The organism is Nocardia sp. CDC153 (genome assembly GCF_035818515.1).
GTDB lineage: Bacteria > Actinomycetota > Actinomycetes > Mycobacteriales > Mycobacteriaceae > Nocardia.
Genome location: NZ_JAYKYU010000001.1, coordinates 1,194,711 through 1,215,351 on the forward strand (window position 1 = coordinate 1,194,711; position 20,641 = coordinate 1,215,351).

The 20,641-nt window shown below is 68.3% G+C and carries 17 protein-coding genes and 1 pseudogene; 6 read left to right on the forward strand and 12 right to left on the reverse strand.

What is annotated here, in order from left to right:
• Positions 1–222: 222 nt before the first annotated feature.
• Both hrpB and VMT65_RS05390 read left to right on the forward strand, forming a co-directional pair.
• The gene (gene hrpB, locus VMT65_RS05385) at positions 223–2,688 is read left to right on the forward strand and encodes an ATP-dependent helicase HrpB (protein WP_326306783.1); all 2,466 of its coding nucleotides are present in this window, start codon (positions 223–225) and stop codon (positions 2,686–2,688) included.
• Positions 2,689–2,760: 72 nt separating this feature from the next.
• Positions 2,761–3,738 (forward strand): quinone oxidoreductase family protein, encoded by a 978-nt coding sequence (locus VMT65_RS05390; RefSeq protein ID WP_326306784.1) that lies wholly within the window; start codon positions 2,761–2,763, stop codon positions 3,736–3,738.
• Here the strand turns inward: VMT65_RS05390 and VMT65_RS05395 are convergent.
• The 7 genes and pseudogenes from VMT65_RS05395 to VMT65_RS38375 form a co-directional block, all read right to left on the reverse strand.
• Positions 3,728–4,006 carry a FeoC-like transcriptional regulator gene (locus VMT65_RS05395; RefSeq protein ID WP_326306785.1) on the reverse strand — a complete coding sequence of 93 codons (279 nt, stop codon included), beginning with the start codon at positions 4,004–4,006 and terminating at the stop codon, positions 3,728–3,730. The two genes, VMT65_RS05390 and VMT65_RS05395, sit on opposite strands and share 11 nt — an antisense overlap.
• On the reverse strand, positions 4,003–6,102 hold the full coding sequence (feoB, locus tag VMT65_RS05400; protein ID WP_326306786.1) for a ferrous iron transport protein B: 2,100 nt from the start codon (positions 6,100–6,102) through the stop codon (positions 4,003–4,005). The genes VMT65_RS05395 and feoB overlap by 4 nt, the downstream gene beginning before the upstream one ends.
• Complete coding sequence (locus tag VMT65_RS05405) at positions 6,099–6,350, reverse strand: FeoA domain-containing protein (RefSeq protein ID WP_326306787.1); 252 nt, start codon at positions 6,348–6,350, stop codon at positions 6,099–6,101. The genes feoB and VMT65_RS05405 overlap by 4 nt, the downstream gene beginning before the upstream one ends.
• 153 nt (positions 6,351–6,503) lie before the next feature.
• Positions 6,504–7,886: a DUF2252 domain-containing protein gene (locus VMT65_RS05410; RefSeq protein ID WP_326306788.1), complete on the reverse strand. Its 1,383-nt coding sequence runs from the start codon at positions 7,884–7,886 to the stop codon at positions 6,504–6,506.
• 35 nt (positions 7,887–7,921) lie between these two features.
• Complete coding sequence (locus VMT65_RS05415) at positions 7,922–8,617, reverse strand: hypothetical protein (protein ID WP_326306789.1); 696 nt, start codon at positions 8,615–8,617, stop codon at positions 7,922–7,924.
• 124 nt (positions 8,618–8,741) lie between these two features.
• Positions 8,742–9,416 (reverse strand): hypothetical protein, encoded by a 675-nt coding sequence (locus tag VMT65_RS05420; RefSeq protein ID WP_326306790.1) that lies wholly within the window; start codon positions 9,414–9,416, stop codon positions 8,742–8,744.
• A gap of 30 nt (positions 9,417–9,446) precedes the next feature.
• Positions 9,447–9,653 (reverse strand): annotated as a pseudogene (locus VMT65_RS38375) (MerR family transcriptional regulator); the annotation flags it as partial.
• Positions 9,654–9,702: 49 nt separating this feature from the next.
• Between VMT65_RS38375 and VMT65_RS05425 the strand changes: the two are divergent.
• Positions 9,703–10,833, forward strand: coding sequence for a protein kinase family protein (locus VMT65_RS05425; RefSeq protein ID WP_326306791.1), 1,131 nt, complete (start codon positions 9,703–9,705; stop codon positions 10,831–10,833).
• A gap of 10 nt (positions 10,834–10,843) precedes the next feature.
• Here the strand turns inward: VMT65_RS05425 and VMT65_RS05430 are convergent, their stop codons facing one another.
• From VMT65_RS05430 to VMT65_RS05445, 4 genes are read right to left on the reverse strand one after another with little or no spacing between them, the layout of a single operon-like run.
• Positions 10,844–11,719: a TIGR03621 family F420-dependent LLM class oxidoreductase gene (locus VMT65_RS05430; RefSeq protein ID WP_326306792.1), complete on the reverse strand. Its 876-nt coding sequence runs from the start codon at positions 11,717–11,719 to the stop codon at positions 10,844–10,846.
• A 56-nt stretch (positions 11,720–11,775) separates the two neighbouring features.
• Complete coding sequence (locus VMT65_RS05435; protein ID WP_326306793.1) at positions 11,776–13,344, reverse strand: FAD-dependent monooxygenase; 1,569 nt, start codon at positions 13,342–13,344, stop codon at positions 11,776–11,778.
• 58 nt (positions 13,345–13,402) lie between these two features.
• Complete coding sequence (locus tag VMT65_RS05440) at positions 13,403–14,023, reverse strand: TetR/AcrR family transcriptional regulator (RefSeq protein ID WP_326306794.1); 621 nt, start codon at positions 14,021–14,023, stop codon at positions 13,403–13,405.
• Positions 14,024–14,082: 59 nt separating this feature from the next.
• Positions 14,083–15,000, reverse strand: a complete 918-nt coding sequence (locus tag VMT65_RS05445; protein ID WP_326306795.1) for an esterase/lipase family protein — start codon at positions 14,998–15,000, stop codon at positions 14,083–14,085.
• A 92-nt stretch (positions 15,001–15,092) separates the two neighbouring features.
• On the opposite strand from VMT65_RS05445, the gene VMT65_RS05450 reads away from it, so the two are divergent.
• A complete protein-coding gene (locus VMT65_RS05450) occupies positions 15,093–15,968 on the forward strand; it encodes a DMT family transporter (protein ID WP_326306796.1) in 876 nt (291 codons plus the stop codon).
• A gap of 1 nt (position 15,969) precedes the next feature.
• Here the strand turns inward: VMT65_RS05450 and VMT65_RS05455 are convergent, their stop codons facing one another.
• Positions 15,970–17,133 carry an AI-2E family transporter gene (locus VMT65_RS05455; protein ID WP_326306797.1) on the reverse strand — a complete coding sequence of 388 codons (1,164 nt, stop codon included), beginning with the start codon at positions 17,131–17,133 and terminating at the stop codon, positions 15,970–15,972.
• A 174-nt stretch (positions 17,134–17,307) separates the two neighbouring features.
• Here VMT65_RS05455 and VMT65_RS05460 point away from each other — a divergent pair, with 174 nt between their 5' ends.
• On the forward strand, positions 17,308–17,967 hold the full coding sequence (locus tag VMT65_RS05460; protein WP_326306798.1) for a phosphate signaling complex PhoU family protein: 660 nt from the start codon (positions 17,308–17,310) through the stop codon (positions 17,965–17,967).
• A gap of 121 nt (positions 17,968–18,088) precedes the next feature.
• A complete protein-coding gene (locus VMT65_RS05465; RefSeq protein ID WP_442790175.1) occupies positions 18,089–20,557 on the forward strand; it encodes an MFS transporter in 2,469 nt (822 codons plus the stop codon).
• Positions 20,558–20,641: the final 84 nt, after the last annotated feature.

The following is a 20,641-nucleotide window of genomic DNA, read 5'->3' on the forward strand; positions in this document are numbered from 1 at the left end:
GCCCGGCGACGTCGCTATCGAGACGGCCGCGAGGGCCATCGACGTGGGCCCACGCTGTTCTGGGGGGAGTGAACAGGTGGCCCGCGCAAGATCATACGGATATACCCCGGCTCTTTGGCAAGTCCCTGTGATGAATGAAATCCGCTGAACCGCAATCGGTTGCGGCGGCACGGGCCGCCCGGGTCGGTTATCGGGCGCGAGAACAGGCAGACTGGGACGGTCATGAAGCTGCCCGACCTCCCCGACCTGCCCGTTCGCGCCGCCCTCGACGAGATCGCGGTGACGCTGGCCGAGCGCGGCACCGCCGTGCTCATCGCGCCGCCGGGCACCGGCAAGACGACCCTGGTGCCCTTGGCGCTGGCGGCCGCCACCTCGGGACGGGTCGTGGTGGCCGAGCCGCGGCGGCTGGCGGCCCGGGCGGCGGCCGCGCGCATGGCGTCGCTGCTGGGGGAGCGGGTCGGCGAGACCGTCGGCTACGCGGTGCGCGGCGACCGGAAGGTCGGGCCCGGGACGCGGATCGAGGTGGTGACCTCGGGACTGCTGGTGCGGCGGTTGCAGAACGATCCGGAGCTGGGCGGCGTCGATGCGGTGGTGCTCGACGAATGTCACGAGCGCCACCTCGACGCCGATCTGCTGTTGGCGCTGCTGCTGGACGCGCGGGCCGGACTGCGGCCGGATCTGCGGGTGCTGGCGACCTCGGCAACCGTTGCCGCGGAACGGCTTTCGGTGCTGTTGGGTGGTGACGGATCGGCCGCGCCGGTATTGGAGGTGCGCGGGCGGGCCTATCCGGTGGCCATGGACTACGTGCCACCGCTGCCCCGGGAACGGATCGAGCAGCAGGTGGCGCGGGCGACCCGAACGGCCCTGGCGGACACCGCCGGTGACGTGCTGGTATTCCTGCCGGGCGCGGGCGAGATCCGGCGCACGGCGGACCTGCTCGCCGGGCTGGATGCCGACGTGCTGCCGCTGCACGGCCGACTGTCCGCCGCCGCACAGGACCTGGCGTTGCGCCCGGGGACCCGGCGACGAATCGTCTTGTCCACGGCGGTGGCCGAATCCAGCCTGACCGTGCCCGGGGTGCGCGCGGTGGTGGACTCCGGGCTGGCGCGGGTGCCGCGCATCGACCATCGACGCGGACTGTCCGGCCTTGCGACCGTGCGGGTTTCGGCCGCGGTGGCCGAGCAGCGGGCGGGCCGCGCGGGCCGGGAGGGGCCCGGTCACGCCTGGCGGTGCTGGCCGGAATACGAGCACGCGACCCTGCCCGCCTATCCGGAGCCAGAGATCAGAACCGCCGACTTGACCCGGCTGGCCTTGGAATTGGCGTGCTGGGGGACCGTCGACGGGCAGGGGCTGGCCTGGTGGGACGCGCCGCCGCCGGGCGGGCTGGCCGCCGGGCGCGCGGTGCTGCGGGCGCTCGACGCGGTGGACGACGCCGGGGCAGTGACGGAGCGCGGTCGGCGCATGGCGGCGGTGGGCCTGCATCCCCGGCTGGCCCGCGCCCTGCTCGACGGGGCGCGCGAGACGGGGGCGCGGGCGGCGGCGGAGGTCGTCGCGCTGCTCGACGACGACTCGAGCGCCGGTGGCATCGATCTGGTCGCCGCCATGCGCGCGTTGCGTGCGGAACGGCCCGCGCGGTGGGTGCGGGAGGCGGAACGGCTCGCGAAGCTGGTCGGCTCGAATTCCGGTGGTGGGAACAGTGATTCGCGTGGGGCGGACGATCCCGCGCGCATCGCCGCGCTCGCGTATCCGGAGCGCCTGGCCCGCCGTCGCGCACCCGGTTCGTCGAGCTATCTGATGGCGGGCGGCACCGCCGTCACCCTGCCGCCGGGCAGCGGTCTGTCGGACGCCGACTGGCTGGCCATCGCGATCGCTTCGCGTGATCCCGGGCAGTCCGAGGGACGAATCCGATTGGCGGCCAAGGCCGATGAACGACTCGCGCGCGAGGCCGCCGCGACCCTGCTCGACACCGTGGACGAGGTCGACTGGCGCGACGGCGCCCTGGTGGCCCGCCGCGTGCGGCGGCTCGGCGCGATCACGCTGTCGGAGCGGCCCTTACCCGACCCGGAACCGAACTTGGTGACGGCCGCCCTGCTGCGCGGGCTGCGCGCCGAGGGTCTGGGCCTGCTGCGCTGGGACGAGGACGCGCGCGGCCTGCGCCAGCGCCTGGACTTCCTGCACCGCACCCTCGGCGCGCCCTGGCCCGCCGTGGACGACGACACCCTGATCGATCAGGCCGAAACCTGGCTGTCCCCGGAACTTTCCACCGCCCGCCGCCGCGCCGACCTGGAACGCATCGACGCCGGATCGGCGCTGCGCCGCCGGCTCCCGTGGCCCGAGGCCGCGCACCTGGACGACCTCGCCCCCGAACGCCTGGAAGTGCCCTCCGGCAGCCGCATTCGCCTGGACTACTCGGCCGACCCGCCCGTTCTCGCGGTCAAGGTTCAGGAGATCTTCGGCTGGACCGAGCCCCCGCGCCTGGCGGGCGGTCGCGTCTCGATCGTGCTGCACCTGCTCTCACCCGCGCAGCGCCCGGTCGCCGTCACCGCCGACCTCCCGTCGTTCTGGCGCAATGGCTGGCCGCAGGTCCGCGCGGACCTGCGCGGCCGCTACCCCAAACACTCCTGGCCCGAGGATCCCACCACCGTCTCGGCCCACCGCGGCACCGCCCGCAATGCCAAGCGCGGCTGAAATCAGCATTATTGGTGACGTGAGACGACCGGCCATCGATGGCCGGTGCGCGGTGAAGAGGGAGTGTGCGGCATGCGTGCGATTCGATTCGACGAATACGGCGGGCCCGAGGTCTTGTATTCGGTGGAATTGGAGGTGCCGGAGCCGGGGGCGGGGCAGGTGGCCATCGACGTGGCCTACGTGGGCGTGAATTTCGCCGATCTGCAGGCGCGCGCGGTGGGATACCGGGTGCCGGGGCTGCCGTTCGTGCCGGGCCTGGAGCTGTCGGGCCGGGTGCGGGCCGTCGGCGCGGGCGTCGAGGGGCTGAGCGTGGGGCAGTCGGTGGCGGCCATTACCGACGGCGGCGCGTACGCCGATGTCGCGGTGGTCTCGGCGGCGACGGTGTTCCCGGTGCCCGAGGGTGTCGACTTGCGCACCGCCGCAACGCTTCCCACGGTCCTGCCCACCGCCTACGCCTTGGTGCACACCGTCGGCCGCCTGCAGGCGGGGGAGAGCGTGCTCGTGCAGGCCGCGGCGGGCGGTGTCGGCACCGTGGTGGCGCAGATCGCCAAGCTCGCGGGCGCGGGTGCCGTGTACGGCGTGGTGTCCAGCCCGGCCAAGGCCGAGTACGCCCGCGAATACGGTTATGACGACGCGTTTTTGACCGAGTCGTTCGACGCCGACGTGCGGGCCGCCACCGGTGGTCGGGGCGTGGATCTGGCGCTGGAGTCCATTGGCGGCGAAACCCTGCGACGGACCATGGAATCACTGGCCCGCTTCGGTCGCCTGGTCTCCTTCGGCAATGCGGGCGGCGAGACGCCGTGGCAGGTCGGCCCCAACGATCTCTACCCGCAGGGGCGCTCGGTGGCCGGGTTCTCGATTCTCGGGCTGAGCATCGCGGCCCCGGACGTGCTGCACGAGATCGCCTCGCACGCCTTCGAATTGGCGACCTCCGGCAAGGTGCAGCTGCCCATCACCGCCGAGTTCCCGCTCGCGGAGGCGGCCGAGGCGCACCGCCTGATGGGGGCCCGCACCTCGACCGGCAAGCTGGTGATCGCCGTCAATCCCTGATTCTGGGCGTAATGGCCAGCAGGACAGGGCCTTTCGTGCCAGACGGGCAGGCGGACCGGACGCAGCCGCCGCAACCGGTGGTCGGGCAGCCCGATCCGATCTGCTCCACCGACAGCCGTCCCTTGCGGACCCAATAGTCGACCATGGCCCTGGCCTCGTCGGCGGAGACGCCCACCGTGCGGGCCACCTGGTCGAGATTGAAATCCCCTCGGGATTCGGTGATCTCGGCCAGGACCCGGCGCAGGGGGCTGGTTGTCGCGGCGCTCACCAGAAGATCCTGCCGATCTGGAAGACCGCCACGGCCAGCACCCACGCCACACTCAATTGCAGGGCCACGCTCATCAGCGTCATGCGCAGGCCAATGGTGTTGCGCAGCACCGCGAGGGTGGTCATGCAGGGCGTGTACGCGAGCAGGAACATCATGAACGCGAGCACCGCGGGAATGGTGTGCCCGCCCGAGGAATCGCGGAAGGTGTCGCGCAGCGAATCCGAGAGTGAGGCGCTCGGTGCGCCGTCGCCGGGATCGTCCATGCTGTAGGACTGTGAAATCGTCGCCACCACAGCCTCTTTGGCGACGAAGCCGCTGATCAGCGCGGCGCCGGCATGCCAGTCGTCGAATCCGGCGGGCGCGAAGGCCGGTGCCACCGCCGAGGACACCGCGCCCAGCGTGCTGTGATCCGGGGCCACCTCGCCGAAGCTGCCGCCGCCCACCGGGATCGAGGCCAGCAGCCAGATGCCGGTGACGGTGGCGACGATGATGCCGCTGGCGGTGGTCAGGAACCCGCGCATCTTCTGCCAGGTGTGCGTGCCCAGCACCCGCAGGCTGGGGCGGCGATACGGCGGCAGGTCGAGCACCAGCGGCTCGTCGGCCATGTCGCGGAACATGATGTTGCGCAACAGGTATCCGATGCCGACCACCAGCACAATGGAGGCCAGATACATGGCGAACACCACCGTGCCCGCCTGCGAGCCGAAGCAGACCCCGGCCAGCAGCACGTAGACCACCAGGCGCGCATTGCAACTCGTGAACGGGATGAGCAGGGCGGTGAGCAGCCGGTGTCGGGGATTGGACAGCACCCTGGTGCCCGCGATGGCGGGCACATTGCAGCCGAATCCGACGATCAGCGGCAGCACGGCGCGGCCGGGCAGGCCGATGGTGCGCATGAGCCGGTCGGCCACGAAGGCCGCGCGGGCCATGTAGCCCGAATCCTCCAGCAGGGCCAGCAGCACGAACATGATCAGCATGAGCGGGACGAAGCTCAGCACCTGGCCGACGCCGTTGATGAATCCGTCGTGGACCAGCCCGATCAGCGGCCGCGGGGCGTGCAGCGTGCTCAGAAAGTCCGCGGCGGCATCGGCGACCGGGCCGGTGAAGAACCCGCCCAACGCGTCCTGCAGTGGCTTGGCCACGGTGGTGGTCAGCTCGAACACCAGCCACATGACGGCCAGGAAGACGGGCACGCCGATCCAGCGGTGGGTGACGATGCGATCCACCCGGTCCGAGAGCGTGGTGTGCACTTGCGCGTCGGTCACCACCGCCGAGCGCACATCGTGGGCCCAGGCGTAGCGGCGTTCGGCGATGAGGATCTCGCCGTCGTCCTCGGAACCCATTGGCTCATCGGTGGATTCGGCGAGGGCGGTCCGGGCGGCGGTGGTGAGTTCGGCGGGCACACCCGGCGGCGTATCGCCCGCCATCAAGGCCAGGGCCAGGAAGCGGGTCGGATAGTCCTCGGGCAGTTGGGGTTTCAGTGCGTCGATGGCCGTCTCCACGTCATCGCCCAGGTGCGGGGCGACGGGGGTGTGGCGAGTGGTCAGGGCGGCGTCGACGGCGCGGGCCAGTGCGGGCAGGCCGGTGCCGCCGCGCGCGACCAGCGGCACCACCGGCACCCCGAGCGCCTTGGCGAGGCGACCGGCGTCCACGGGCGCGCCGCGACCGGCCGCCACATCGGTCATGGTCATGGCCACCACCGTGGGCACCCCGGTCTCGAGCACCTGCGACAGCAGGTAGAGGCTGCGCGCCAGGTTCGCGGCATCGATCACGGCGACGACCACATCCGGTCGATCCCCGCCGTCGGTGAGCAGGGCGTCGCGGGTGACCGCCTCATCCGGCGCGGCGGGCAGCAGGCTGTGGGTGCCGGGCAGATCCAGCAGGCGAATCGTGCGGTCGGGGCCGAGTTTCCACGGTCCCTCGGTCACTTCGACGGTGGTGCCGGGCCAGTTGCCGACCCGCTGGCGCGCGCCGGTGGCGGCATTGAACAGCGTCGACTTGCCGACATTGGGATTGCCGACCAGCACCACGGCGGCCGCCCCGGTGCGGGTCACGGTCGCACCCGAACCGGAAGTGCCGCAACAGGACTCACTCATGCGCGCACTCCCGGGCCACCGCTGTGCTCGGCATGAACATCGATGGCCCGCGCGGTGGCGGCGTCCACCGCGATGCGGGCCTCGCCGACCCGCAGAATCCGTCCGCCGCACACGCCGACCGTGGCCACGCTGGCCGGAGCGCCCGGAATCAATCCCATCTCGAGCAGTCGCCGTCGCTGTCGCCCCAGGAGTCGGATCCGTCCGATCCGGAAGTTCTCTCCCGGTTTGCTATCGATCAGCGAGCTCATCCGCCCTCTTTCCGCCGGTCATGGGATTGCCCCGGACGGCCCCCGTCGAAGTGGACCGTCGATTGCGTTAGGGAAACCTAATGACCAATTTTAAGAAGGTGCTGAGAGATAGCTATGGCGTCCTCATCACATCCGGTCGGGACAATTGCCCCTTTACTCGGCGTCCTTGTCCGACTCGTCCTCGGCGGCGACGATCCGGCCGGAATCGATGGCGGAGAGCAGGGATTCGTGATCGCGGGCCGTCTGATCGGCGTAGGCGAGCGCGAATTCACCCATGGCCTTGTCGAACACGTCGTTGTCGCCGAGGTAGGCCGCGATGGCCACGCGATCACCCGAGCGCGCGTGCCCGCGTGCGAGGGTGTGCCCGCACAGCGCCGCGTACTGCCGCAACTGCGCCGGGTTCATCTCGTCGATGGCCAAGGAGCCCTTCATGTCTCGCAGCTGCCGCCAGTAGTAGAAAAGCCCGTCCGGCCCAGTGGCCCAGCCGAGGAAGATGTCACCGGCCGACTGGGTGAGCCGCTGGCCGTGCACCACCCGATGTCCCTGGTGCTTGAACTGGCTGGCGCGCAGATACGGGGTCAGCACGGATTCCTCGGCCTGTTTGACCTGGAGGAACAGGGGGTCTCCGACGCTGCGTCCGGTCAGCAGGGCGATGAAGCAGCGCGTTCCCACGCTGCCCACGCCGACGACTTTCATTGCGAGATCGCGCAATTCGTAGCGGTCCAAGAGGACCCGTCGTTCCTCGGGCAGGGTGGCGCGGTAGTCCGACAGCACCGAATCCAGTTCGGTCTGAAGGTTTTTCGGCACCGGCATGAGCAGCGGCGGGTCGGCCTTGATGTGGGGCACGCCGTCCGGCCCCGGCTCGGTCAGCTTGTCGAGGGCCTGCAGGCTGGTCCGCGACCGTGCCTTGTTGATCACCTTCTCGGTCTGCTTGCGATCCTTGGGTTTCAGCAGTTCCTGGACCTGCTCGGCATCGACCATCTGATACCAGACCTCGGTCTCCCCGAGCCCGGCCAGGTTGGCCATGGACTCGCGATAGGCCTGTGCCGCCGCGACGGCCGCCGTCTGCGCCTCGGCGTCGCTGAACCCATTGGCCCGGCTCGCGACCGCCACGCTCGCCACCAGCCGCTTCACATCCCATTCGAACGGCCCGGGCAGCGTCTCGTCGAAGTCGTTGACGTCGAAGACGAGTGAGCGCTCCGGCGAGGCGAACAACCCGAAGTTCGACAGATGCGCGTCCCCGCACAGCTGCACGGTCAGCCCGGTGTTCTCGCTGCGAGCCAGATCTCCCGCCATGATCGCGGGCCCGCCCCGATAGAACGGAAACTGCCCCGCCGCCATCCGCGCGTACCTGATCGTCACCAGCTCGGGCACCCGGGTGGCGGCCTGTCGCTCCAACACCGCCACCGGGTCGACCCGATCCTCGCTGGGTTTCCATTCGCCGAGCGAGGACCGCGACGCCTTCTTCCGCGCGGCCCGCCCGAGCTCCACCGCCGTAGCATCGACGGCACCCGCCCCGGATTCCGATGTCGACATGTGACGACTCTAGTGCGCGGATCCGCGAATCCCGTTCAATTCTGCGGCGTGGGCTGTGGCTGTGGATCGGCCCACTTGGAGGTCCCCGGCGCGGCCTGCCAGGTATTCAGCAGATCGATCCCCGCCGCGACCAAGGTCGGGCCGCCCGCGACCAGGCCGCCGATGATGCCGCCCGCGGGGACTCCGGCGACTCCGCCGGGAATGCATCCGATCGCGATGCTGACCACACACCCCGCGATGAACCCGACGATCCCGCCGACCAGCGCGCCCACCTGCCCGGCCACCGACAACTTGCTGCTGAACTCGTTCAGCGCCTTCTGGTCTTCGGTGGGCGAGGCGATCGGTTTCAGCGCGGTCGCAGGATCGGCGATCGGCAGCCCCTCCGGCTTGGTCGGCGTGATCTCGAGAACGGAGCCGTCGTTCTTCGTCACCGCCCGAATCGGAACCCGCACGTCCCCGATCCGATAATCGAGCGGCATCGACACCACGGTCGCCCCGCCCTCGTCCTCGATCTCGGCCACCCAGACCTTCGGCCCGCCCGGCGTCGTCTCGTCCCGCTCGGTCAATACGAACTTCGCCCCACGCACCGAAGCGACAACGCTCTTGTCGACCACCTTGAGCGAGTACCTGATTGCCGCGTTCGGCGCGGGTTCGGCATGCGCGGTTCCCAGTCCCGCGGTGAGCGCGCCGACAACCAGCGCGGCGGCCGCGGTAGTGCTCCTGAATTCCATTCGATCTCCCATCCGCCGTCAGCCTAGGGCGGCGGTTATCTCGAATGGAGTGCCAATGATTCCCAATAGATCTCGCGATGATTGTCCAATGATGTGTATGGATCACGCAGTCCCAGAACAGTTCTCAGGAACTCGCGGGCGTGGAGCGGGCAAGTGCGTGGTAGATCCAGTCGTGCGCCAGCCCAATCGTGATGCGCGGCCCGAAGAGTCGTCCGGTCAACGCCCAGTAGCGCTGAATCCGATGATCGGTGTCGGTCGCATTGGTCAGCAATCGCGCGCGGAACCGCGGCGAATCACGCTCCCCGCGCGCTCGAGCATGAGCGGCGACGAACCGGTCCAACTCACTCCCCGCGCGTGGCCCCACCCCTTCCGAAACCAGCGGCACCACATCCGTCATCACCCCGCCCACCTCCAAGTACAGCTTGCGAGGATCACGAATCAGCTCCGGCCGATCCCGCCAGTATTGCTGTCGCACAACCTCGTTCACCTCGGTGTCGGCGGCAAGAGCAGCCAACTCGGCATATGCGACCACCTCCTCGACCGACGGTTCGGCAGGCGGCTCCGGCACATTCCAACAGACCCAAGCATCGATATGCCGCCGGGGCAGTGGCGCGAGAATCCGCTGCCAAAACCGAACCACACAATCATGCGCCGCACCCCCATCCTGCGCCCCCGCCAACAGCACCAGCCGCTCCTCCCTCCCGCCTGCCCCCGCCCCCTCGAGCGCCCGCAAAGAAGCCCGCCGCCAAGCCAACGCCCTGAACTCCCCCTCGACCCGCCCCCTCTCCTCGGCAATCACCTCCCCAATCGACCGCTCCCCCCGCAACACCCCACCAATAGCCCCCAACCCCAACCCAAACCCCCGCAACCGCCGAATCAACAAAACCCGCTCAACAGCGCTCTCCCCCTCGAACACCCGATGCCCACCCGACGTCCGCCCAGCCTCCAAAACCCCCTCATCACAGTAAAACCGAAGCGTCCGCACCGAAACCCCGGTCCCCCGAGCCAACTCCCCAATACTCACCATCCCACCCATCCGCCCCTCCACCACACCAAACTCCCTCCCTGATCGGAGCCTCCACCCTATGCCGCCCAACCCACCAGAATGCACTGGAACAGACCCCCTCTCGGCATTCACCTGCCCAAACGCCCGCTCGTCGCACCGGTTCCGGCTGCGCACCTACGCCGCCGTCTCCACGGCCCTGGCGTTGTACAGCGATCACGCATTGCGGGAGCTGATCGATGCGGCCACGCCGAACGGAGCCCGAATCGGCGGAACGACAGCACTATTGGAAATCGCCGGCACCCAGGTCTTCATGAAGCGTGTCCCCCTCACCGACCTCGAGCTGAAGCCAGACCACGTCCGCTCCACCGCGAACCTGTTCGACCTGCCCCTCTTCTGCCACTACGGCGTCGGACTCATCGGCGGCCCCGGATTCGGAGCCTGGCGTGAGCTAGCCGTGCACACCATGACAACCAACTGGGTGCTCGCGGCCGAGCACGAGGGCTTCCCACTGATGTACCACTGGCGCGTCCTGCCGGACATGACGCCGCTGCCAGAAGAACTCGCAGACATCGATCGCGCCGTCGCCCACTGGGACGACAGACCGCAGGTACGCCACCGCATCGAGGCCGTCCGGGACTCGACGGCGAGCATCGCGCTCTTCCTCGAGTACATCCCGCACACTTTGCACGACTGGCTGAACATCCAGATCGAAGCGGGCGACGCGTCCACCGACCGCGCCGTCGCGATGGTGGAGCGGGAGTTGGCCGCCGGTACCGAGTTCATGAACGCCCGCAACCTGCTTCACGTCGATGCCCACTTCTGGAACATTCTGACCGACGGCCGCCGCCTCTACTTCGCGGACTACGGCCTCTCCCTCTCCTCCGCTTTCGACCTCACATCACAGGAGGCGGACTTCTTCGACCGCAACCAGACCTACGACCACGCCTTCACCGCAACGTATTTGGTGAACTGGCTGCTCACCGCGCTCCTTGGCGTGGAAGGTCGGGAGAAGCGCGCCGCGATGGTGTGTGCCATCGCCGAAGGTAATCGGCCGGAGGGTATCCCAGAGGGGGCCGCCGCTGTCCTCACGCGACACGCCCCGGTCGCCGCGGCAATGTCCGGGTTCATGCGTGCCTTTCAGGAGCAGCGGCGGAGCGCTCCGTATCCGGACGGTGAGATCCGCCACCTGCTGGAACTGCGCGGGCGGTAGGTCTCGCCGCTTATCGAAGCTCTTCGATGACCTTTGCTAGGGCTGTCATTTGGGTTTCGTTGACGGAGAAGTGGGTGATGGAGTATTCGGCGCGGTAGTGGCGGAGGGTGTCGGCGATGGTGCGGGGGGAGCCGTGGAGGAAGCCGGGGAGGTGGCGTAGTTGGGGGTCGGTCAGGTGGGGCTGGAACATGCGGGGGAGGGTCAGGTCGACCTCGCCGTGGCCTTTGACCTCTACCGCCTGGACCGTTAGGCCCAGTTCGATGTCGGGGAAACGTGGGCCGGCAGCGTCACGGACGAACTGGGCGCGGCGAGCGAGTGCGGCGTCGCCGGTTTCGTCGGAGTCGATCTCGGCGTCTACGGGTATGCCGGCCACCGATATCGTGTCGGCGTGTTCGGCGGCCACCCGCAGTAGGCGGTCGCCGCCTCCGGCCACCAGGAGCGGAATGTGGTCGTGCACCGGCGGTTGGTGATCGCCCGCGAACAGCGCCTTCATCTCGACAAGGAGGTCGCGCAGGTGCTCGATGCGCTGGCGACCGCTGGGGAACGGCAGGCCCAGCGCCTCGAACTCCGGTTTCGCGAAATCCGGTCCGGCGCCGAGCCCCAACTCGAATCGTCCGTCGGTCAATTGCGCCACGCTCGCGACATCCCGAGCCAGCCAAGCCGACCGATAGAAGGCCCCGTCCAACACCATGGTGCCGACGCGCACCCGATTCGTCGCCTCAGCCATCGTGATCAGCGCGGGAAACGGCGAGATCATGCCCAGATGGTCGGGAACCGTGACCACGTCAAAGCCCAGATCCTCGGCCTGCTGTGCCTTCTTCCGCCACTCGTCACGCGACGCCGCGCCCCCGAGCCCAACAGAGAACCGAAACGTCCGCGATGCCACATTATTTCGATCATCGTTCACTCGATCGAAGGTACTCGCGCCGCCACTGTCGACGCTTACACCGATCTTGCGCGGACCTTGCGTGTGCCGAACCAGCGTTCGAGGGCGGTGTGGAGGGTGTGCTCGGAGATGGCGGTGAAATCGTCTGTTGCCCAGGCTACGTAGCCGTCGGGGCGGATCAGCAGGGCAGCGGCCGGGGGTTCGGGGGAGGTTGCGGGGACGAGGGTCACCCGGTCACTCCAGCCCGCCGCGGCCGCGGAGGCGGCGGTGAGGCCGTTGAAACTCAGGAGGATTGGGCGGGCCGGGCGGAGGAGTTCCGTGATTCGGGTTGATCCGGTGTCGGTTTCGATTTCGACATCGGGGACGAAGTAGCCGGAGAGGGGGTGGGAGTCGCCGACGTCGTAGCGGACGTCCGATCCGGCGAGGAGGTTCGCGATGTAGGTGGAGACTTGGGGGAGATGGAGTAGTTCGCCGAAAAGTTCTCTGAGGGAAGTGATTTCGGGTCCCGGGGAGATCAGGGCTGATTGCGAGAGGGTGTACATCATGACCCGTTCGGCGACCGGGTGTCGTTCGGACTCGTAGGTGTCGAGAAGGTCCGCGGGGGCCCAGCCTTGGAGGGCGGCGGCGAGTTTCCAGCCGAGGTTGACGGTGTCTTGCAGGCCCAGGTTGAGGCCGGGGCCACCCATGGCGGAGTGGACGTGGGCGGCGTCGCCGAGGAGGAAGATATTGCCGCTGCGGTAGTGCTCGGCTATGCGGGTGTTCTGGCCGATGGTGCGGCGCAGATTGTGGGGGCCGGGCCACGTGGGGGCGGAGAGGGGGAGCGGGGTGCCCAGCACTCGGTCCACGCTGGCTTGGAGTTCGTCGAAAGTCATGGGCAGGTCGTCGGAGAACTGTTCTCCGCCTTGGAATTCGATGGTTCCGATCAACGGCCGGTCCGGCTGCAGTTCGGCGTAGACGAAGATGCCGCGCTCGAGGCGGTGATGGCCGAGGCCGAAGGTGCCGACGCCGGGGATGGTGATGCGGCCGTCGCCGGTGCGCAGCTCGGCGGGAACGGTCACGTGGCCGGTGCGGGCGACATGGCCGGTCGCGGTGACGCCGGGGAAGTCGATGCCGAGTCGCTTGCGCACCAGGCTCTTTCCCCCGTCCGCGGCGACCAGGAAGCGTGGACGAAGTTCATAGCTGCCATCGGACGTCGCTACGGACACCGTGACCCGATCCTCGTCGCGGACGATATCGGTCAGCGCGTGACCCCACCGCAGGTCCACACCGAGGTCGACCGCCCGTTTGGTCAGGATCTCCACCATCTCCGGCTGCGGCTTCAACACCAGATGCACCGGATTCGGCCGCACGGCAGAAAGATCCAGGGACATGCCGCCGAATATGTACTGCGGCACCGGAACCGGCGCACCGGAACGACCACTGAACGCGCCGTACAGATCGCGCATGTCGAGCACCCGGGCGACCTGTCCGGCCAGCCCATTGGCCTTGGGTTCGAGACTGGGTGCGGGCAGTCGGTCCAGCACGATCGGACGGATTCCGGCGAGAGCGAGTTCGCAGGCGAGCATGAGCCCGTTCGGCCCGGCTCCCGCGATGACGATGTCGGTGGTTGCGATGTTTTCGGGCATGACGAATAAACCTCTTGTCACTGAGGGTATTTCGGAATGACCGGCCGCAGCGGAAGTGCTACGCCGGTGGTTGCGGCAGGCCCGCCGCGAGGGCGGCGAGGGCCTGGCGGAGTAGATCGGTGATGGGTTCGGGCGGGTCCATGCGCACGTACGCCTCGAGGGCGGCGTGCTGGGCGGTCAGCATCGCGCCGACCACGAGGCGCGGATACATGGAGCGCTCCGGGTCGATCCCGGTGCGCGCGGCGACCGCGGCGATCAGGTCGTCTTCGACCCCGCGCGAGAGCATGGCCCGCATTTCGGGCGCGGCCAGCAGCTTCTTGGACTCGTCGAGCTGTTCCCGCGTGGGAATGTGCGGTCCCGACGAATCCATCAGTTCGGCTTCCAGGGGCTCGACCAGGGCGGCCGTTACCGTATCCCACAGCGGTTCATCGGCCGGGCGGTTGCCCAAAATCTCGATGCCCCTGCGGATTCGGTCCAGCTGCCGGTAGGCGAGCGCGTCGAACTTGCCGGAGAAGTAGTTGTTGAAGGTGCGTACGGAGACCCCGGCGCGCGCGGCGATGTCCTCGCGCACCACGTTCTCCAGCCCGCGTTCGAACATCAACTCGAGCGCCGCATCGCTCAAAGCCCTTCGGGTATCGGCCTTCTTGCGTTCGCGGAGTCCCAGCTGTTCCTCGGGCATGCACCCAGTATGCACGAAACGTGCCCAGTGGGCAATGTTTCCCGGAAGGAAATTTTCGCCTATTCGGTGAGCAGCTGCTCCACCACCCACCGCGCCGCGTCCGGCTGCATCGGCAGAGCGGCGTGACTGGCCAATCCCGCACGCGGATAAAGGTCTTCGAAGTAGTCGTTCGTCACCCCGGGCTCGTCGATGAACGAGGCCGCGCCCGGCGGCGTCAACACCTGATCCCCGCGCGTGGCCAACACCGAATACGTCACCCCCGGCACCGTGATCCCGCCCGAGAGCAGCTCCGTCGTCACCTTCGACCCGGCCAGGCAGTCCAAGGCACCCTGTACCCCACGAAAGACGCTGTCGCGCAAGGGATTCGTCACGTCATTGAGCACGCCCGCCAGCCCCTCGGGCGATCCCGGCAGATCCAGCCCGCCGATGAGCGTCGCCGCCGTCGTCCCCTTGGTCACCGGCGCGAGATACACCGCGCGATCGACCGACGCCCCGCCGTGCAGGAACTTCAGGTAGTAGTTCGCGATCAACGCCCCCGAGGAATGCGCCACGATATCGACCCGCTCGGCCTTGGTCGTGGCGAGCACCTTGGCCACGAAATCCCGCAGCTGCCCCGCCGACTCCGCCACCGGCGCGGCCGCCTGCATCGGCCCGATGATCCCGTACCCGAAGATGAACGGACATCCCCCGAGGTCCCGAATCCCGCCCGTGATCCCCGCCATCTGCTTGTCCAGCGTCGCGCGAATATCCCCGACCGCCCCGAAACCCCCGAGAATCACCACCGGATTGGGCTGCTCGGTCTCGGGCCGACAGTCCAGCGCGGGTTCGAGCGTCCCCGAGGCGGGGAGCGGATCGCCACCGTCGGGAGTCGCCGCCGCGGGCACCGCCCCCAGCGACAGCAACACCGCCGCCGCCACCATCCCGGCCCGAACTCGCCATCTTCGCAACTGTCTGCCCGCGGTCTTCGCATTCGTCACTGAAATAGTTCGGACGCCGCGGGCGTTTGGACGACCGATTCAGCGTGTCGGCGGCGTGGCATACGCTCCGGGTGATTGGGAAGGAGCGTGTCGTGAGCAAGCGGGGCTGGTTGTTGTTCCTGGGTATGGGGGTGATCTGGGGCGTCCCGTACGCCATGATCCGGGTCGCGGTCCGGGAGTTCGATCCCGTGTTCGTGGCCTTCGGCCGCACCTTCCTGGGCGCGCTGGTGTTGTTGCCGGTCGCGCTGTCGATGAAGGTCCTGATGCCCGCGCTGCGGCAATGGCGCTGGGTGCTGGTGTACACGGTCGTCGAGATCACCGGCCCGTGGCTGCTCATCGGCCACGCCGAAACCAAGCTGACCAGTTCGACCGTCGGCCTGCTCATCGCCGCGGTGCCGCTGATCGCCATCGTCCTGACCACCCGCATGGGCCACGAGCGCCTCGACATGCGCCGCATTCTCGGCCTGGTGATCGGCTTCGCGGGCGTGACCGCCCTGGTCGGCCTGGACATCGACGTCTCGAACCTGGGCGCGATGGCCGCCATCGGCGTGAGCGTGATCGGCTATGCCCTGGGCCCGATCATCATCGACCGCAAGCTCGCCGACCTGCCGCCGATCGGCGTGGTGACCGGTTCGCTGATCTTCGCGGCCGCCATCTACCTGCCGTTCGCGCTGTGGCGCATGCCCGCCCACTTCCCGGCCGGGCCGACCTGGTCGGTGGTCGGCCTGGGCCTGGTCTGCACGGCGGTGGCGTTCGTGGTCTTCTTCGCCCTCATCGGCGAGGTCGGCCCCTCCCGCGCCACGGTGATCACCTACATCAACCCCGCGGTGGCGCTGCTGATCGGCGTCAGCCTGCTGGACGAGCCGCTCACCGCGGGCATGGCCATCGGCTTCCCGCTGGTGATCGTCGGTTCGATCATCGGCACCGCCCGGGCCAAGGCGCAGGTCAAGGAGCCCGCCCCCGCCTAGCTCACCGGGACTTCTTGCGCTGCTTGCGAGTTCGTCCGCTGCGTTCGATGCGCGGATCCTCGGCCACCTCGTAGCGCCGCACGTATTCCCCGAGGAAGGCCTGCAGGGTCGCGGTGGCCGGAATGGCCAGCAGCGCGCCCACCGCGCCCAGCAGCGCCCCGCCCACCATGACCGACAGCAGCGCGACCGCCGGATTCACGTCCACGGTCTTGGCGGTGATGCGCGGCTGCAGGACGTAGTCCTGAATCCACTGGTAGACCACGACGAAGATGATGATCCACACCGCGTCGAGCGGATCGATGGTGAGCGCCACCAGAATCGGCAGAATCCCCGCCAGATAGGTGCCGATGGTCGGCACGAACGAGGCCACCACACCGAACCAGATGCCCAGCGCCAGCGCGTTCGGCAGTCCCAGCAGGGCCAGAAAGGCCCAGTGCGCGACCGAGGAGATGACGGCCAGCAGCGCCCGCGAGTACAGGTAGCCGCCGGTCTTGTCGATGGCCAGGTCCCAGGCGTGCAACACCGCACCCTGTTTCGCGGGCGGCAGCAGCGAGCACACCGCGCGCCGCAGCTTGGGCCCGTCGGCGGTCATGTAGATGCTGAACAGCGCGATGGTGACGAATTTGGCGATCCCGCCCAGCACGGTGCTCGACAGCCCCCACACATTGTTGGCGACCCGGGTGGCGTAGGAGCTGATGACGTCGGAGTCCTTGAACAGTCGATCCCGCAACTGGTCCAGCGTGAAGTTCTGATGGAACGTGTGATTGACCCAGTCCACCGCCTCGCCGACCAGTCGCGGCAATTCGTCCACGATATCGGCCACGGTCTCCACCATGAGCACGCCCAGCGTCGCGATGAAGCCGATGGCGCAGGCGAACACGATGACGAACGCCACCGCCGTGGCCAGCCCGCGATTGACCCCGCGCGCCGCCAGCCCGTCCACCGCCGGTTCGATGGCCAGCGAGACGAAGAAGGCGACGGTCATCATGACGGCGATGCCGATGAGCTGATGCGCGGCCCAGTTCGCGAGTTCGAACAGGCCCAGCAGGGCGAAGGCGAGCACCATGGCCCGCGGCAGCCAGGCGGGCATCGACGCCCGGGTCCCCGTCTCGGTGTCGTCCGTCGCGTCGGTGTTCTGCTCGGCGGCAGGCTTTTCGGCGGCCACGGGCCCAGTCTCGTGCACCGATGCGCGTTTTCCCGGGCGACGCACCGTGTTCACCCCGGCCATAAATTCCGGTCGGTCTGTTTTTAGCTAGCAAAAAGAACCGAGAGGCATTCGGAGAGAAAGCTTTTCCCGCGATAGTGTGCAGGTATGTCGGTGGGCGGCCAAGATATGCGAGTGCGCACGAAATTCTCCAGCGAACTGATGGCGCTGACCGATGAGCTCGCGCATATGGCGAGACTGACGCATGAGGCTTGCGAGCGGGCCGCGGCCGCGCTCGCCGGTAGCGACCTCACGGCCGCCTACGAGGTATTCGCGCTCGAGGAGAAGGTGGAGATCGAGCACGCCAAGTGTGAGGACCGTTCGGTCATCCTGCTGGCCCTGGAGGCCCCGGTGGCCCGCGACCTGCGCCACGTGGTCACCGCCATGCAGATCGCCGACGACCTGCTGGCCGTGAGCCGTGCGCTGAGCCGGGTCGCCGACGTGGTGGTGCGCCGCTACCCGAATCCCGCGGCCCCGCCGCACGTATTGGCGCTGCTGGGGGAAATCTCCAGTGCCGTCACGCATCTGGTCGACACCGCCGTGAGAGTCATTGTGGCGCAGAACCCGCCGCGTGACCGCCCCCTGGTGCCGCGCGACGAGAATGTCGAGCGACTGCGCGTGCTGCTGGTGGAATTGGCCGCCGACGACGGCTGGGAGCACGGCTCGGCCATGGCCATCGATATCGCGCTGCTGGCCCACCACTTCGAACGCGGGGCCGACCATTGCGTGCGCATCGGTCGACTCATTCGCTTCTTCCACACCGGCATTCCGCTCTACGCACAAACGGAGGCGTAACCACCACCTGCTGTACGGGGTTCCGACATACGGGAGTAAGCTGCCCGAATTGCTTCATGGCGAGGTCTTTTCGAGTAGCACCGCACGCACGGACAGCCGAATTCCGACAAGGGCCCCAAACATGACCAACAGCTCTATTCCGTCACCGGCTGCTGCCCAGACGAAGGTGGCAGCACCGGTCCGGGTCGCCCCGGCCGAAAGAACCACGGCCGCAGCGACCCTGACGCACCGACAGATCATGACCATCCTGTCCGGTCTGTTGTTGGGCGTCTTCCTGGCCGCGCTGGACCAGAACATCGTGAGCGTGGCGATCGTCCGCATCGCCAACAGCCTGCACGGCTTCGACAAACAGGCGTGGGCCACCACCGCCTACCTCATCACCGCCACCATCAGCACCCCGCTGTACGGCAAGCTGGCCGACATCTACGGCCGAAAACCCTGCTATCTCATCGCCATCGGGGTCTTCGTGCTCGGCTCGGTGGCCTGCACCTTCGCGACCTCCATGTACCAGCTCGCGGGCTTCCGCGCGGTACAGGGCGCGGGCGCGGGCGGGCTCATGTCGCTGGCGTTCACCATCATCGGCGATATCGTGCCGCCCCGGGAAAGAGTCCGCTACCAGGGCTATTTCATGATGTGCTTCGGCATCGCCACGGTGCTGGGACCGGTGCTGGGCGGCTTCTTCTCCAATGCCGACCACATTCTGGGGCTGTCGGGCTGGCGCTGGGTGTTCCTGGTGAACGTGCCCATCGGGGTGCTGGCGCTGCTGGTCGTCGGCAAGGTGCTCGACGTGCCGTTCGCGCGGCACGCACACCGCACCGACTGGCTGGGCGCGATAACCCTTGCGGCGGGAACGGTCCCGCTGCTCATCGTCGCCCAGCAGGGCCGCGAATGGGGATGGCAGTCCCACCGCGCGCTGCTCTGCTACGGCATCGCCGCGGCCGGACTGGTGGCATTCCTGATCGTCGAATTCCTCATGAAGGACGCCGCGCTGATTCCCTTGCGGCTGTTCCGGAATCTCACCTTCAGCATCGCCATCCTCGGCGGATTCATTGTCGGTGTGGCCATGTTCGGCGCGATCGTGCTGGTGCCGTTGTACTTCCAGGTGGTGCGCGGGTATTCGCCCACGCGCTCCGGACTTTTCATGCTGCCACTGGTGGTGGGCATCATGATCGGCGCGCAATTGTCCGGGCTCATCACCAAATTCACCGGACGCTACAAGGCGCTACCGGTGCTCGGATCGCTGGTGATCGGCCTGGGTTCGGTGCTGTTCGGGCTGGTGCACTACGACAGCCCGCTGTGGCAGCCGCTGTTGTACTGCGGCGTCATCGGATTCGGGCTCGGCGGGTGCATGCAGACGCTGATCATCGCCGCGCAGAACGCCGGGCCGCGCGCGGACATGGGCGTGTCCACGGCCTCGGCCACGTTCTTCCGCCAGATGGGCGGCACGCTGGGCGTCGCGATCTTCCTGACCATCCTGTTCAACCTGTTGCCGCGCAAGATCCTCGCCGCGTTCGGCGGGCAGCTGCCGCCCGGGTTCGACGAGGCGCAGCTGGGTCGAATCCAGAGCAATACCAGCGGCATCGCGGCGCTGCCCGATCAGCTGCGCACGCCGATCCTGACCGGATTCACGCACGCCATGAGCGGTGTCTTCTTCGTGGCCGCCGCGGTCGCGGTGGCGGCGGCACTGGTGCTGGTGTTCATGAAAGAGATTCCGCTGCAGGATGTTCCGGCTCCCGCCCCGGTCGTCGAGGAGGCCGCCGAACCCGAGCCCGAACCCGAGCCGGAATTCCACTTCATCGAACCGACCGGCCTGTCGATATCCGGGTGCGTTCACCGCGAGGACGGCCAGTCCGTGCCCGACGCCGTCCTGACCCTCATCGACCAACACGGACGCCAGGTGTCGCGGGCCATCGGCGAACCCGACGGCGGCTACCTCATCGGCGTCCCACGCGCGGGCAGTTACGTCCTCATCGTCTCGGCCTTCGGCTACCAGCCCGCCGCGGTGACCATCGCCGTCGGCGGTCGCCCCCAGCAGCTCGACGTGTCCCTGCTCGGTTCCGGTGAGGTGTCGGGCACGGTGCGGGCGGTGGGACGCGGTGCGCCCCTGGGCAATGCGACGGTCACCCTCACCGACGCCTACGGCGACGTGGTCGGCTCGACCGTCACCACCCCCGACGGCGATTTCGTCTGCCGCGGCGTGCTCGCGGGCACCTACACCCTGGTCGCGGTGGCCGATCACATGCGCCCGACGGCGGTGTCGCTGACCGTCCCCGACAGCGGAATGCTGCGCCACGACATCGAATTGGCCCCGCGCGCGGTCCTGGCCGGTTCGGCCTGCAACGAGCGCGGCGACACCGTGCCCGACGCCCAGATCACCGTGCTCGACGAGGCCGGTGATCTGGTGGCCGTCACCCGCACCGACGACAGCGGCCGCTATGTCGTCCCCGATCTGACCGAGGGCCGCTACACCGTCATGGCCCGCGGCTATCCGGCCGTGTTCAGCCGGGTGACGGTCGCCGACGGCGAGGTGGCGCACGATGTGCTGCTCGGCTACGAGCGCGTGGAGTCCCTGGAGCGGGTGGAGTCGTAGTGGATTGAGAATGTTCCAGTTCGCCGGGCGGGATGGTCGTGCAGCTGTTAGGTTCTCGCACTGAAAACAGTCCAGCATTCGGTA

Excerpts from the sequence above, each read along its gene's own strand:
- hrpB (WP_326306783.1), top strand. The coding sequence starts at position 223 with ATGAAGCTGCCCGACCTCCCCGACCTGCCCGTTCGCGCCGCCCTCGAC.
- VMT65_RS05390 (WP_326306784.1), top strand. The coding sequence starts at position 2,761 with ATGCGTGCGATTCGATTCGACGAATACGGCGGGCCCGAGGTCTTGTAT.
- feoB (WP_326306786.1), bottom strand. The coding sequence starts at position 6,102 with ATGAGTGAGTCCTGTTGCGGCACTTCCGGTTCGGGTGCGACCGTGACC.
- VMT65_RS05405 (WP_326306787.1), bottom strand. The coding sequence starts at position 6,350 with ATGAGCTCGCTGATCGATAGCAAACCGGGAGAGAACTTCCGGATCGGA.
- VMT65_RS05410 (WP_326306788.1), bottom strand. The coding sequence starts at position 7,886 with ATGTCGACATCGGAATCCGGGGCGGGTGCCGTCGATGCTACGGCGGTG.
- VMT65_RS05415 (WP_326306789.1), bottom strand. The coding sequence starts at position 8,617 with ATGGAATTCAGGAGCACTACCGCGGCCGCCGCGCTGGTTGTCGGCGCG.
- VMT65_RS05425 (WP_326306791.1), top strand. The coding sequence starts at position 9,703 with ATGCCGCCCAACCCACCAGAATGCACTGGAACAGACCCCCTCTCGGCA.
- VMT65_RS05435 (WP_326306793.1), bottom strand. The coding sequence starts at position 13,344 with ATGCCCGAAAACATCGCAACCACCGACATCGTCATCGCGGGAGCCGGG.
- VMT65_RS05440 (WP_326306794.1), bottom strand. The coding sequence starts at position 14,023 with ATGCCCGAGGAACAGCTGGGACTCCGCGAACGCAAGAAGGCCGATACC.
- VMT65_RS05465 (WP_442790175.1), top strand. The coding sequence starts at position 18,089 with ATGACCAACAGCTCTATTCCGTCACCGGCTGCTGCCCAGACGAAGGTG.